We start from the raw sequence: 13953 nt of genomic DNA, 5'->3' as shown, positions 1-13953 counted from the left end.
TCAGCAAAAGTCTAAGTTCGCACGTTGAATTTTGCGCCACCTCCGTGAGGTGGGGAGGCCGGCCAGATGATTCTCAGGATTCTCGCCGCGAGCATTCGCCAGTTCCAATTCCGCGATATCCGACCGAAAGCCGCCAGCGAGATCCTCGACCTGGGTGATGCCAGCCGCCTCCTGGGGCACACGGATAAGCGCATCACGGAGACGGTCTACAGACGCGTTGGCGAGATCGTGAAGCCGACTCGCTGATCTCAAATCTGGCTGAGTTGCGGAAACCGCCTGAAATGATGCGGAAACGATCAGATGTTTCACTATCAGCATTCCTGAACGCCAGAAACGCAAAAGCCCCGCAATCGCGAGGCTTTTGTGTAAATCTTGGCGGGAAACCAGGGATTCGAACCCTGGGAACGCTATTAACGTTCGCCGGTTTTCAAGACCGGTGCATTCAACCACTCTGCCAATTTCCCTTTTGCATCACAGGATTATAGCAGCCCATCCTGTCTCAGCGGGCGCCATAATACCCGAATGAAACACACTGTCAAACTCTCGCCATCGCTTGTTACAGAGCGTCTGTTATGATCTTTGCGACTGAACGTTTCAAAACCGAAGGAGTGTCGCCATGCGCGAACAGAATTACGCAGTGAATGGTAACGCGCAGGCTGAGCAGCTTGAAGTCAGCCGCGTCTTGCGCAACACCTATGGCTTGCTCGCCCTTACCCTCGCATTCAGCGGCGTAATGGCGTTCATGGCGCAGCAGATGCACGTCGGCTACCCGAATGTCTTTGTCGTGTTGATCGGCTTCTACGGTCTGTTCTTCCTGACCAACAAGCTGCGTGACTCGGCCTGGGGCCTGGTGTCGGCGTTTGCCTTGACCGGTTTCATGGGCTTTATCCTCGGCCCGATCCTTAACCGTTACCTCGGCATGGCCGGCGGCGCGGAAGTGGTCAGCTCGGCGTTTGCCATGACAGCCCTGGTGTTTGGTGGTTTGTCGGCGTATGTGCTGATCACCCGCAAGGACATGAGTTTCCTGGGTGGCTTCATCACCGCCGGCTTCTTCGTGTTGCTGGGGGCAGTGGTCGCTGGCATGTTCTTCCAGATCAGCGGTCTGCAGTTGGCGATCAGCGCAGGTTTTGTGCTGTTCTCCTCCGTGTGCATCCTGTTCCAGACCAGCGCCATCATCCACGGCGGTGAGCGCAACTACATCATGGCGACCATCAGCCTGTATGTGTCGATCTACAACCTGTTCATCAGCCTGTTGCAGATCTTCGGCATCATGAGCCGCGACGACTGATTGCCAGCAGTACAAAAAATGCCCCGTATCGCAAGATACGGGGCATTTTTGTTTCAGGGCGCTTTGTTCAGGGCTCAGTACTGGTTGGGCTCCATCTCCAGATCGACCTTGAAACGCTGGGCAATATCCTGCTGGATACGTAGCGCCAAGTTGGCAATGTCATGCCCGGTGGCGCCGCCGTAGTTGACCAGCACCAATGCCTGCATCTTATGCACGCCGGCATCTCCATCACGAAAGCCCTTCCAACCGGCCTTGTCGATCAACCAGCCGGCAGCGAGTTTCATCTGCCCGTCGGCCTGGGGATAGGCCACCAAGTCCGGATACAAGCCCTGCAGCTCGGCGGCCAGCGCCTGGGACACCAATGGGTTTTTGAAGAAGCTGCCGGCATTGCCCAGTTCTGCGGGGTCCGGCAGTTTTTCCCGACGTATATCGCAGATCGCCCGGCTGACATCGCTCGGGGTGGCGTCGGTAATCCCCTGCCCGGCCAGGCGCTGTTGCACGGGGCCGTAGTCGAGCTTGAGGTGGCTGACGCGGCTCAGGGCAAACCGCACCCGCAGGATCAGCCAACGTCCGGTTTCGTGTTTGAACAGGCTGTCCCGGTAGGCGAAGTTGCATTCCTCCAGGCTGAAATCACGTAACTCGCCGGTCTGGCGATCCAGGGCCGTCAAGCCGGCGAACACATCCTTGATCTCCACACCGTAGGCGCCGATGTTTTGCATCGGTGCGGCGCCCACGGTGCCGGGGATCAGGCTGAGGTTTTCGAGGCCGCAGAAGCCATGTTCCAGGGTCCACAGTACGAACGGGTGCCAGGCTTCGCCCGCTTCGGCCTCGACCACCACATGCTGGCCGTCATCCTGCAGCACCCGAATACCCTGGGTCGCCATGCGCAATACCAAGGCCGGAATATCCCGGGTCAGCAGCAGGTTGCTGCCACCACCGATCACCAGCAGCGGTACTGCCTGGGCGGCGGCATAGGCCAGGGCCTCGCGAACATCCGCGTCGCTGTGGGCCTCGGCGAAGAGCTGGGCACGCACGTCGATGCCGAAGCTGTTGAATGGCTTGAGCGATACCTGCGCAAGCACTTGCAAGGTCATAACCGCCCCTTCAATTCGATCACCAATAAATCACAGGCTCGTTCGATCAGGTCCAGGACCCGCTCAAAGCCTTGTTCGCCTTCGTAGTAAGGGTCTGGCACCTCGTCCACTTCAGAGTCGTAGCGGCGCAGGAACAGGTCGAGCTCGGCCTTGCCCTGCCCCGGCTGCATCGCTTTGAGGTTACGCAGGTTGCTGTGGTCCATGGCCAGGATCAGGTCATAACGCGCAAAGTCGGCGCGGGAGACCTGCTGCGCACGCTGGGCCGACAGATCGTAACCGCGCTGCCGCGCTGCCTGTTGGCTGCGTGAGTCCGGTGGGTTGCCGATATGCCATTCCCCCGTGCCGGCGGACGCTACGTCGACCTGGCCAGCCAAACCCGCTTCGCGCAATTTATGGCGCAATACGCCTTCAGCGGTGGGCGAGCGGCAGATGTTGCCCAGGCAGACAAACAGAACCTCCATCAGGCCCCCAGCAGGCGGCGGACGCGCTCGAGGTCTTCGTGGGTGTCAACACCCGCAGGCGGTGCTTCCAGAGCATCGCCGACATGGATACGCACGCCGTGCCACAGGGCACGCAGTTGTTCCAGGGATTCGGTGTTTTCCAGCCAGCACGGGCCCCAACTGACGAAGTCATGCAGGAAACCGGCGCGGTAGGCATAGATACCGATGTGACGGCGGTACGGCACGCCTTCTGGCAACCGGTCAGGATGCCTGGCAAAAGCATCCCGCGCCCAGGGCAACGTCGAGCGGCTGAATGTCAGCGCCAGGCCGTTGATGTCGCTGACCACCTTGACCACGTTCGGGTTGAACAGCGTTTCAATGTCTTCGATGGGCTCGGCCAGGGTCGCCATGCGCGCTTCGCCATGGGCCGCCAGGTTGGCGGCCACCTGGTCGATCACGCGCGGCGGGATCAACGGCTCGTCACCTTGCACATTGACCACGATGGCATCAGGCGCCAGGCCAAGTTGTGTGGCCACTTCGGCCAGGCGGTCGGTGCCGGAATTATGGTCTTCGCGGGTCAGTACCGCTTCGGCACCGAAGGTTTTGCACGCATCGATAATGCGCGGATCATCGGTGGCCACCACCACGCGTTCGGCGCTGCTTTTGCAGGCCTGTTCCCACACCAGCTGAATCATCGGCTTGTTGCCGATCAGTTGCAGCGGTTTACCCGGCAAGCGGGTCGAGGCGTAGCGCGATGGAATGACAACGGTAAAGGCTGTAGTCATTTATCCAGGCGCTCGTCGGTGGTCAGCGTGCGGGCTTCGCTTTCCAGCATCACCGGGATGCCATCACGGATCGGGTAAGCCAGGCCGGCGCCTTTGCTGATCAGTTCGGTCTTGTCCGCGCTGAGCTTGAGTGGGCCTTTGCAGATCGGGCAAGCGAGGATGTCGAGCAGTTTGGTGTCCATGAGTGTTTCCTGGAATGAAGCGTTTAAGGCAAGAGACGGGCGGGCAACAGACGCATCAGTTGCATGTCGAACCAGGCGACAAACGCTGGCGACGGCACCGCATCCACCGCAAGGTACCACCAGTCGGACTGGGCAAAGGCGCGGCACTTCACCGCGTCCTTCTCGGTCATGACCAGCGGCAATGATGGCGTGAAATTCAAGACTTCCGCGCTGTAGGACGCATGGTCGGCAAAAGCATGGGGTATCGGCTGCCAGTGTAGCGTTTCAAGGGTGTTGAAGAAACGTTGCGGGTTGCCGATACCGGCGACCGCATGCACCTGCTGGCCCGCCGGGAAGTAATCGACCGGCTGGCGTTCGCCGGTTTGCAAGTTGACCAACGCCGTGGGCAGCAGACGAAAGGCGAAACCATCTTCGCGATCGGCCGCGGCGCCATTATAGAGCAGCGCATCCACGCTCTTCAGGCGCTCCGCCGGTTCGCGCAACGGCCCGGCAGGCAGGCAGCGGCGATTGCCCAGGCCCCGGGCGGCGTCGATCAGCACCAGCTCAAGGTCGCGAGCCAGGCGGTAATGCTGCAGGCCGTCGTCGGAGAGGATCAGGTCCAGGGTTTCGCTGGCCAGCAGCGTCTTCACTGCGCGGCTGCGATCGGGGTCGATCATCAAGGGGACGCCGCAGCGCTGCACGATCAGCAAGGGTTCATCGCCAGCCACTTCAGCAGCGTGGCCGGCCTCGACCCGCCACGGCAACTGCGGTGGCTTCGCGCCATACCCGCGACTGACCACGCCCACACGCAAACCTCTGCGCTGGCAATGCTCGATCAACCACAGGATCAACGGCGTCTTGCCAGTCCCGCCCACGGTGATATTGCCGACCACCACCACCGGCACCGGCGATTGGTAGATCTCGCCCTCGCCCGCCAGGAAGCGCGCGCGCTTGCGCTGCACCACCGCGCGATACAGCGACTCCAGCGGCCGCAGCAACGTCAGCGCCGGATGGCCTTCGTACCAGGCCTTGAGCAAGCGATCGGACATGGCCATCAGGGTTGGCTCACCGCCTCGACGGTGCTCATGCGCAAGTGGCTGAACCCCAGCTTGCCGGCAGCGTCCATCGCAGTAATGACAGCCTGGTGCTGGGTCTTGCCATCGGCACTGATCGACAGCGGCATCTTGGTATCGCCACCGGACTCTTTCTGCAGGGCCTCCATCAGGCTGTTGAGGTCGTTCTTCGCGAGCAACTGGTTATTCACCGAAAACACGCCGTCGGCACTGATGGCGATATCCAGTTGCTTGACCTCCTGGTCCTCGGCCGGCGAGCCGCTGACCGCTTCCGGCAAATCGACCCGTAGCTCGGTCTGCCGCGTAAAGGTGGTGGTCACGACAAAAAACAGCAGCAGGATAAACACCACGTCGATCAGCGACGCGAGGTTGATATCAACATTTTCCCGTTGCTTGCGGCGAAATTTCACGCTTTGTCCCCGACCAAGTCCACGTCACGGTCGCCCTGCACCACTTCCACCAGCTTGATGGCTTCCTGCTCCATGCCGACCACCAACTCATCGATCCGGCGTTGCAGGAAACGGTGGAAGAACACCGAGGGAATACCGACCATCAGGCCCGCTGCCGTGGTGATCAAGGCCTTGGAGATACCACCGGCCAGCACCGCGGCGTTGGTGCTCATGCCCGAGCCCATGAACGAGCTGAAAATATCGATCATGCCCAGTACCGTGCCCAGCAGGCCGAGCAACGGTGCCATGGCGGCGATAGTGCCGAGGGCGTTGATATAACGCTCCAGCTCATGGATGACCCGCGCCGCGGCCTCTTCGATGCACTCTTTCATGATCTCGCGACCATGCTTGGAGTTGGCCAGCCCGGCCGCGAGGATTTCACCCAGAGGTGAATTGGCACGCAGTTCCTTGAGTTTCTGCTTGTCGAGCTGCTTGTTCTTGATCCAGCCCCAGACCTGCCCCAGCAGATGCTCGGGTGTGACACGGCTGGCGCGCAAGGTCCACAGGCGTTCGGCAACGATGCCGAGTGCGGCGATGGAGCTCAAGATGATCGGCAACATCATCCAGCCACCGGATTTGACCAATTCCCACACAGTGAATGTCCCCTCGAAAAAGTGCGCCACTTTACCATATAGGTCAGGCGGCGGGGCTCGTCGACCCACGACCCGCCGATCACAGGTGTCGGCCATTGGTAACGTGCGGTTACGGTAGCGCTTCTCGCCAGAAGCGGCGTTGACTGCGCGCAACAATCGGTGGCGCGAAGGCGCCCAATCGCAAACGTACCGCGCCCTGTTCGGCGCTGTCATACACCTGCGCTCCCAACGCTTGATAGCGCTCCACCACCTGTGGATGAGGATGACCGAACGCATTGCCGCGCCCTCGGGAAATCAGCACCGACTTCGGCGCCAGCCGCTGCAGAAACGGCCAGGATGACGAACTGCGGCTACCATGGTGAGGGGCTTGCAGCCAATCGGTCGGCACCGCCAGGGTCGAGGCCAGAAACGCCTGCTCTGCGGCGCGATCGATATCGCCGGTGAGCAGCAGGCGCTCGCCATTGGCCTGTACGTGCAATACACAGGATTTGGGGTTGCCATCAACTGCGTCTGGCCATTGCCATAATTCAAAGGACACGCCGTCCCACGCCCATTGTTCACCGCTGATACAAGGCTGAGTGTCGAGAAGCGCCGGCAACCCTTCGGTTTCGCCACCGACGACCCGTTTGATCGACAGCCCACGGGCGACAGCCGCCGCACCGCCGGCATGATCGGCATCGGCATGGCTCAGTAACATCATGTCCAGAGCGTCTACCCCGAGCCTCTTCAGCGACGGCAACACCACCCGCGCGCCGAGATCGACCGCCCCGGAGCGCGGGCCGGCATCGTAGAGCAAGGTGTGATGGCGGGTGCGCAGGATCAACGCCAGCCCCTGCCCGACATCCAGCTGCAGTACGTCCACCTGCCCGTGGGGCACCGGCTCGCGCGGCGGGAACACCGCCAACAACAGCATCGGCCAGCCGAGCAGCCGAAACGGCACACCCTTGGGCAGCAACAGCAACACCGCACCGACCAGGCTAACCAGCCAATAACCCATGGGCACCTCGGCCGGTATCCACGCGGGCAATTGCCCCGCCAGCAGCGCCAGGGCGTTGAACAAGCCGTCCAGCGCCCCACCCGCCAGCCACAACAAGCCCGCGCCCACGAACGGCACCGCCAGCAATGCCGTCCCGAGCAGGGCCAGGGGCAACACCACCAGGCTGATCCACGGCACCGCAAATAGATTGGCCAGCGGCGCGCTGAGGCTGATGGGCAAACCCAGCACCAGCAACACCGGGAAAAGACCGATGGCTATCAACCATTGCGGACGGGTCCATGCCTGCCAAGCGCTCCAGCGGCCTAACCGACCGCCGAACGTCAGCCCCAGTACCGCCACGGCCGCAAAGGACAACCAGAACCCCGGCTGCAAGCTGGCCAAGGGTTCAAGGATCAGCACACCATTGAACGCCAGCAACAGCGGCCACCAGATGCCCAGATGACGGAAACGCAAACGCCACAGCAACACCAGCCCCACCATTACACAGGCGCGCTGCACCGGCACGCCGAACCCCGCCAGCAGGCCGTACCCCAACGCCGCGGTAAACGCCAGGCCACACGCCCACGGCAGCCACGGCCAGGTGCGCGGCCAGCAGCCGTAGCGCGCCAGAGCGGCGACGAGCGCGTAGATCAACCCCGCCAACAGGCCAATGTGCTGGCCGGAAATGACCAGCAAATGCACCGTGCCGGTGTCCTGCAAGACACGCCAGTCGTCGACCGTCAGCCCGGAGCCGTCCCCCAGCACCAGGGCCGCCAACCCCGCCTCGCGCCCTTGGGCGTCCACCGCCGTCAAGCGCTGACGGACCGCGTCGCGCCAAGCATTGCGGGCCGGCGCCAAGCGTTCGCCGTCCTTTACCGAGCCGGTGGCACCGATGCGCTGGGCGAGCAGCCAGGCTTCATGGTCGACGCCATGGAAGTTGAGCAGCCCCGACGGACGTTTAAGCGTCACCGCGAGGCGCCAACGCTCACCGCTGCGTACCGGTGGGCCACCGTGCCAGTACAGCCGAATGCGCACGGGCAAGCGGGCGTTGCGCGACCGGCTGTCGCTCAGTTCGAAACGCACGCCGCTGTCAGTCTGCTGCGGCAACCCGCTCACACGCCCCTCCAGCCAACGCGTCTGGCCGTCGAGCGGCGGACGCAAGCGGTCATCCAGCGCCCACTGCGCGCTCACACATGCCCAACACAAGCCGAACAGGAAAAACGCCAGCGGATAAGTGCGAAACGGCAGCAACATCAACGCCACCAGGGCCAGGGCCAACAGCATCCCGGCAGGCGGCAGTGCGGGTAGAAATCGCAGCGCAAGCAGCCCGAGTGCAAGCGCGAACATCCCTGTCCTCATGGATCATTCCTTTGACGTGATCCATTCAGTCTTAGCTGCCCCCCGGCCGCAGCCTATGATGTTTTGTCACAAAGTCTGAATTTTCTGTTTATAGAATGCGCGCATACTTGCCCCTCGACTTGATCTGGACCCCTTATGCCCCGGCGCTTATTCAAACGGTACATGCCCGACCCCACCAGTATCAGGGAACACAAGTCATTACAGTTTCTGGGCACCTTGCTGCATGACCCGAACCTCTGGCACCTGAATCGGCACTCGGTAGCCCGCGCCATGGCGGTAGGCCTGTTTGCGGCGTTTATCCCGATCCCCTTGCAGATGCTCTTGGCGGCGGTGCTGGCGATCACGGTGCGGGGCAATATGCCGATTGCCATCAGCCTGGTGTGGCTGACCAACCCGATCACCATGCCAGTGGTGTTCCTGTGTACCTACATGACCGGCGCCTGGCTGATGAACGTGCCGGCGCGCAGCCTGCCCGACGACCTGACGTGGGAGTGGATCAGCGGTCAGTTGAGCACGCTGTGGCAGCCGTTCCTGCTCGGCTCGCTGGTACTGGGTGTGGTGTTGGGCGCGCTGGCCTATTGCCTGACCATGGGTTATTGGCGCTGGTGGGTCGCGCACCAATGGAATAAACGCAAACTGCGTCGCGCTTGAGTCCTAGGCTGCCCACAAACGCAGATGCACACGCAAGCCCTGGCCGGTATTCTCCGCCCACAAGCTGCCGTCCTGACGTTGCACCGCATTGCGCGCGATGCTCAACCCCAGCCCGAAGCCACCGTCGCCAGGCCGTGAGCCGTCCAGGCGGATGAACGGCGCGAAGATCCGTTCCAGATCGCGTTCGTCAATACCTCCGCCCTGATCCTCCAGCCATAGGTGCCAATATGCGCCATCACGGCGCCCATCGAGGCTGACGACACCGCCGGCAGGTGAATGCCGTATGGCGTTGCGCAGGATATTTTCCAGCGCCTGGGCCAGGGCGTTCAGATTGCCGCGTACCCAACAATCCGGCCCCAGCAGGCATGGCAGCAGCGAGGCTGGCCAATCGCTTTCGAAACAGGCGTTGTCCTTGAGCATGTCCCACAACGCCTGAACCTGAATGTCTTCGACAGGCAGCGGCGTCCGCTCGGTGTCCAACCAGGCCAATTGCAGGCTGTCCTCGACCAGGCGCTGCATGATGTCGATCTCCCGCCCCAGCCGTTCACGCAGTTGCGCCAGATCCTGCTCGCTGTCACAGGCCACACGCAAACGGCTGAGGGGGGTGCGCAGTTCATGGGACATGTCCCGCAACAGCTGTTGCTGCAATACCACCGTGCCCTGCAACCGCTCGGACATATGGTCAAACGCCCGCCCCAGCTCGCCCAATTCATCCTGGCGGCTGGTGGCATCGTGGGATAGCCGCGTGTTCAATTGATCGGCACGCCAGGCGTTGGCCTGCTCGCGCAGTTGATTGAGCGGCATGATCAGCAGCCGGTACAGGCCGATGCACAACAACAGGGTAAACAGACCGGGAATCACGCCATTGGTCACCACCCGCCAGAACAGTTGGTAGCGCCCCGGCATAAAGCGCTGGGGCAACTCGATCACCAACGAGCCGACACTGGGGTCCAGGGGAAACGGGATTTTCAACCATGGCAGGCCTTTGGCGTGGCGGCTGACCGGCCAGTCCAGGCCGCGCAGAAAAGTCAGGCGCTGGCTTTCCTTGTCGGTCAACGGCGTGCTGGCGAGGGATTGCAGGTCGTTGCCGATCACGCCGATCCAGGTGCGCTCACGCGCAGCCATCAGTTGCAACCAGGCGTCCACGCCGTCAGCGCCCTGGGTACTCCAGGCCAACTCCGCTCCCGCCGCATAACCGCTGAGAATCTCGCGGGAGGTGTCGGACAGATAAGCGTTCTGCTGCTCCATGTACCGGCCCCAGGACCAACTGAGCCAGATCATCAACAAGCAGAAGGCAATCAGCAGGCAGGCCAACTTCCAGAATAACGAGTGCCTGCCCGGCAGACGTTTCAAGCCTCCCTCAAAGGCCGTCATCGTGACCGCTCAACACATAGCCCTTACCCCAGACGGTACGCACTTCACGCTCGCTATAGCCGATGGTCTTGAGTTTGCGGCGAATCTGGCTGATATGCATGTCGAGGCTGCGGTCATGGGGCGCATAACCGCGCTGCAGCACGTGCTGATAAAGGAAGGCTTTGCTCAGCACTTCCTCGCCGTTGTTGTGCAAGGTCTGCAGCAGGCGGTACTCGCTGCGGGTCAGCCCGGCCCACTGCTGCTGGTAGAAGACGTCGGACAGTTCATCATCAAAGCGCAGGCTCCGGGCGTCGTCGCGCGCGGGCGGCAAACTCAGCGGCGGACGACGATCCAGGGCCACCCGGCGCAGGATGGCTTCAATACGCACGCGCAACTCGATCATGCTGAACGGCTTGGGCAGGTAGTCGTCCGCACCCAGGCGAAAGCCGTTCACGCGATCGGCTTCGGCGCCCAGGGCCGACACCAGGATCACCGGGACCGCATGGCTCTGGCGCAGATGCGTGAGGATCGACAGCCCGTCCAGCCCCGGCAGCAGAATATCCATCAACACCACGTCGAAGACGTGCTCGCGGGCCATCTGCAGGCCTTGCTGGCCGTTCCGACACCACGTGACCTGAAAGCCACAGCGCCCCAGATGCTCGTGGACATAGGCGCCCAGCACGGGGTCATCTTCGATGGTCAGGATAGTGGGTAGACCAACTTCCACGGGATTCATTAGCGCCTGCAAGTCATTCTCAATCACTGATTATTCAAGATTCCCCCGCGCCAGGCAATCGCCACGTCGCGCCAAATGGCCCGAAGATTGCCCGCTGTCATTAATTTGCAAGATTCCACGCCGCGCAAATGGCTACACTGCGCAGGGGTGCGGGCCGGATGCCTGCACGGGCGATCGATCACAACGTGGTAGCAGGAGAGTGGCGTGCTTAGAAGAATGGGGATAAAAGGCCGCGTACTGTTGCTGACCTTATTACCGACCAGTCTGATGGCCTTGTTGTTGGGCGGCTATTTCACCTGGATGCAGCTCTCGGAGTTGCAGTCCCAGTTGCTGCAACGTGGCGAAATGATCGCCGAGCAGTTGGCCCCACTGGTGGCTCCGGCGCTGAGCAGCAAGAACGCCGACCTGCTCGAACGCATCGCCACCCAATCCCTGGAACAACAGGACGTGCGCGCCGTTTCCTTCCTTGCGCCGGACCGCTCGTCGATGGCCCACGCCGGCCCGACCATGCTCAACCAGCCGCCGGTGGGTAACAGCTCGCACCTGTTGCAGCGCACCGGTAACGACGCCACGCGCTATCTGCTGCCGGTGTTTGGCCGTCATCGCAACCTTGCCGGCGAGCTGATTCCCGATGAATCCGACCGCTTGCTTGGCTGGGTCGAGGTGGAACTGTCCCACAACGGCATGTTGCTGCGCGGTTATCGCAGCCTGTTCGCCAGCCTGCTGCTGATCGCCATCGGCCTGATCTGCACGGCGACCTTGGCCCTGCGCATCAGCCGCACCATCAATTCGCCGATCGGCCAGATCAAGCAAGCCGTGGCCCAACTCAAGGACGGCAACCTGGAAACCCGCTTGCCGGCGCTGGGCAGCCAGGAGCTGGACCAACTTGCCTCAGGCATCAACCGCATGGCCGAGACCCTGCAGAACGCCCGGGAAGAACTGCAGCACAGCATCGACCAGGCCACCGAAGATGTGCGCCAGAACCTGGAAACCATCGAGATCCAGAACATCGAGCTAGACCTGGCGCGCAAGGAAGCCCTGGAGGCCAGTCGCATCAAGTCGGAGTTCCTGGCGAATATGAGCCACGAGATCCGCACCCCGCTCAACGGCATCCTCGGCTTCACCCATCTGCTGCAAAAAAGCGAGCTGACACCGCGTCAGCTGGATTACCTGGGCACCATCGAAAAGTCCGCCGATAACCTGCTGGGCATCATCAACGAGATCCTCGATTTCTCGAAAATCGAAGCCGGCAAGCTGGTACTCGACAGCGTGCCCTTCAACCTGCGTGACCTGCTGCAAGACACCCTGACCATCCTCGCCCCCGCCGCCCATGCCAAACAGCTGGAACTGGTGAGCCTGGTGTACCGCGACACGCCGCTGGCATTGGTGGGTGACCCGCTGCGCCTCAAGCAGATCCTGACCAACCTGATCAGCAATGCGATCAAGTTCACCCGCGAAGGCACCATCGTGGCCCGGGCGATGATCGAGGATGAACAGGAAGACAGTGTGCAACTGCGCATCAGCGTGCAGGACACCGGCATCGGCCTGTCCAACCAGGACGTGCGCGCGCTGTTCCAGGCGTTCAGCCAGGCCGACAACTCGCTGTCGCGCCAACCGGGCGGCACCGGCCTGGGCCTGGTGATTTCCAAGCGCTTGATCGAGCAGATGGGCGGTGAAATCGGCGTCGACAGCACACCCGGCGAAGGCTCGGAATTCTGGATCAGCCTGAACCTGCCCAAGACCCGCGACGACGTCGAAGACCTGCCCTGCGCGCCGCTGCTCGGCCGCCGCGTGGCCGTGCTGGAAAACCACGAACTGGCGCGCCAGGCCTTGCAACACCAGCTCGAAGACTGTGGCCTGGATGTCACGCCGTTCAATACCCTGGAAAGCCTGACCAACGGCATCACCGGCGCGCATCAGACCGAACAGGCGATCGACCTGGCGGTACTCGGCGTCACCGCCAATGACCTCCCGCCCGAGCGCCTCAACCAGCATCTGTGGGACCTCGAACACCTGGGCTGCAAGGTGCTGGTGCTGTGCCCGACCACCGAGCAAATGCTGTTCAGCCCGTCGGTGCCCAACCCCAACAGCCAGTTGCAGGCCAAGCCCGCGTGTACGCGCAAGCTGCGCCGCGCCCTGACCGACCTGATCAGCCCGCGCCCCACGCGCTGCGAACCGGGCGAACCGTTGTCCAGCCGCGCGCCGCGGGTGCTCTGCGTGGATGACAACCCGGCGAACCTGTTGCTGGTGCAAACCCTGCTGGAAGACATGGGCGCCAAGGTCCAGGCCGTGGAAAGCGGCTATGCGGCCATCAATGCCGTCCAGCAGGAAACCTTCGACCTGGTGCTGATGGACGTGCAGATGCCCGGCATGGACGGTCGTCAAAGCACCGAGGCGATTCGCCAGTGGGAAAGCGAGCGCCACGGCACACCGCTGCCGGTGGTGGCCCTCACCGCCCACGCCATGGCCAACGAAAAGCGTGCGCTGCTGCAAAGCGGCATGGACGACTACCTGACCAAACCCATCAGCGAACGGCAATTGGCCCAGGTGGTGCTGAAATGGACCGGCCTGGCCCTGCGCAACCAAGGGCCGGAGCGCCCGACCGAAGGCCTCGGCCCAGGCGTGCGATTGCTGGTGCTGGACCACGAGGAAGGACTGCGGCTGGCCGCGGGCAAGGCGGACCTGGCGGCGGACATGCTCGCCATGTTGCTCGCCTCCCTCGAAGCCGACCGCCTGGCCATTACCCTCGCCCGTGAGGCCAATGACAACCATGCCTTGATCGAACGCGTCCATCGCCTGCATGGCGCCACCCGCTACTGCGGCGTACCGCAACTGCGCGCCGCCTGCCAACGCGCCGAAACCCTGCTCAAGCAGGACGACGCCAAGGCCATGGCCGCGCTGGACGAGCTGGACATGGCCATTGCCCGGTTGGCCAGTGAAGCGCGGGTCAGCGCCTGAGATTTTTTTACAACGCCGGGCCCGATCCCACAGGGTC

Annotated in this window: 13 protein-coding genes, 1 tRNA gene and 1 pseudogene; 4 read left to right on the top strand and 11 right to left on the bottom strand. The window is 62.4% G+C overall.

All coding sequences use genetic code 11. The features are described 5' to 3' along the window. Window positions 1–81 precede the first annotated feature (81 nt). Window positions 82–246: pseudogene (locus tag AC07W0_RS07780) on the top strand (integrase); the annotation flags it as partial. A 127-nt stretch (window positions 247–373) separates the two neighbouring features. Here AC07W0_RS07780 and AC07W0_RS07775 read toward each other — a convergent pair. Beyond that, window positions 374–464, bottom strand: a tRNA-Ser gene (locus AC07W0_RS07775). A 152-nt stretch (window positions 465–616) separates the two neighbouring features. Here AC07W0_RS07775 and AC07W0_RS07770 point away from each other — a divergent pair. Then, window positions 617–1288 (top strand): Bax inhibitor-1/YccA family protein, encoded by a 672-nt coding sequence (locus AC07W0_RS07770; protein WP_057004407.1) that lies wholly within the window; start codon window positions 617–619, stop codon window positions 1286–1288. Window positions 1289–1362: 74 nt separating this feature from the next. Here AC07W0_RS07770 and murB read toward each other — a convergent pair whose 3' ends face one another. The 8 genes from murB to AC07W0_RS07730 all read right to left on the bottom strand — a co-directional run bounded on the left by murB (window position 1363) and on the right by AC07W0_RS07730 (window position 8206). Then, window positions 1363–2382 (bottom strand): UDP-N-acetylmuramate dehydrogenase, encoded by a 1020-nt coding sequence (gene murB, locus AC07W0_RS07765; RefSeq protein WP_079444176.1) that lies wholly within the window; start codon window positions 2380–2382, stop codon window positions 1363–1365. Beyond that, a complete protein-coding gene (locus AC07W0_RS07760) occupies window positions 2379–2843 on the bottom strand; it encodes a low molecular weight protein-tyrosine-phosphatase (protein ID WP_017848010.1) in 465 nt (154 codons plus the stop codon). Before AC07W0_RS07760 ends, murB begins: the two co-directional genes overlap by 4 nt. Further along, on the bottom strand, window positions 2843–3607 hold the full coding sequence (gene kdsB, locus AC07W0_RS07755; RefSeq protein WP_017848011.1) for a 3-deoxy-manno-octulosonate cytidylyltransferase: 765 nt from the start codon (window positions 3605–3607) through the stop codon (window positions 2843–2845). Before kdsB ends, AC07W0_RS07760 begins: the two co-directional genes overlap by 1 nt. Beyond that, window positions 3604–3789 carry a Trm112 family protein gene (locus AC07W0_RS07750; protein ID WP_003174668.1) on the bottom strand — a complete coding sequence of 62 codons (186 nt, stop codon included), beginning with the start codon at window positions 3787–3789 and terminating at the stop codon, window positions 3604–3606. Before AC07W0_RS07750 ends, kdsB begins: the two co-directional genes overlap by 4 nt. Before the next feature lie 23 nt (window positions 3790–3812). Next, window positions 3813–4823, bottom strand: coding sequence for a tetraacyldisaccharide 4'-kinase (gene lpxK, locus AC07W0_RS07745; RefSeq protein ID WP_046382926.1), 1011 nt, complete (start codon window positions 4821–4823; stop codon window positions 3813–3815). Then, window positions 4823–5251, bottom strand: coding sequence for an ExbD/TolR family protein (locus AC07W0_RS07740; protein WP_017848013.1), 429 nt, complete (start codon window positions 5249–5251; stop codon window positions 4823–4825). Before AC07W0_RS07740 ends, lpxK begins: the two co-directional genes overlap by 1 nt. Continuing rightward, window positions 5248–5883, bottom strand: a complete 636-nt coding sequence (locus AC07W0_RS07735) for a MotA/TolQ/ExbB proton channel family protein (protein WP_046382924.1) — start codon at window positions 5881–5883, stop codon at window positions 5248–5250. The genes AC07W0_RS07740 and AC07W0_RS07735 overlap by 4 nt, the downstream gene beginning before the upstream one ends. A gap of 109 nt (window positions 5884–5992) precedes the next feature. Continuing rightward, window positions 5993–8206: a DNA internalization-related competence protein ComEC/Rec2 gene (locus AC07W0_RS07730; protein ID WP_102617228.1), complete on the bottom strand. Its 2214-nt coding sequence runs from the start codon at window positions 8204–8206 to the stop codon at window positions 5993–5995. 147 nt (window positions 8207–8353) lie between these two features. Here AC07W0_RS07730 and AC07W0_RS07725 point away from each other — a divergent pair, with 147 nt between their 5' ends. Then, window positions 8354–8869 (top strand): DUF2062 domain-containing protein, encoded by a 516-nt coding sequence (locus AC07W0_RS07725; protein WP_017848016.1) that lies wholly within the window; start codon window positions 8354–8356, stop codon window positions 8867–8869. Between the two features lie 3 nt (window positions 8870–8872). Here AC07W0_RS07725 and AC07W0_RS07720 read toward each other — a convergent pair whose 3' ends face one another. Beyond that, entirely contained in the window at window positions 8873–10243 is a 1371-nt protein-coding gene (locus AC07W0_RS07720) for a sensor histidine kinase (protein WP_046485252.1), read from the bottom strand. After that, window positions 10230–10958 carry a response regulator transcription factor gene (locus tag AC07W0_RS07715; RefSeq protein WP_102617229.1) on the bottom strand — a complete coding sequence of 243 codons (729 nt, stop codon included), beginning with the start codon at window positions 10956–10958 and terminating at the stop codon, window positions 10230–10232. The genes AC07W0_RS07720 and AC07W0_RS07715 overlap by 14 nt, the downstream gene beginning before the upstream one ends. Window positions 10959–11162: 204 nt before the next feature. Between AC07W0_RS07715 and AC07W0_RS07710 the strand changes: the two genes are divergently transcribed. Beyond that, window positions 11163–13916 carry a response regulator gene (locus AC07W0_RS07710; RefSeq protein ID WP_046382920.1) on the top strand — a complete coding sequence of 918 codons (2754 nt, stop codon included), beginning with the start codon at window positions 11163–11165 and terminating at the stop codon, window positions 13914–13916. The last annotated feature ends 37 nt before the right edge of the window (window positions 13917–13953 follow it).

It is taken from the genome of Pseudomonas sp. GW704-F2 (genome assembly GCF_059423025.1).
Note: the sequence above shows the minus strand (reverse complement) of the source record. Positions and strands in the feature narration are given on the sequence as shown.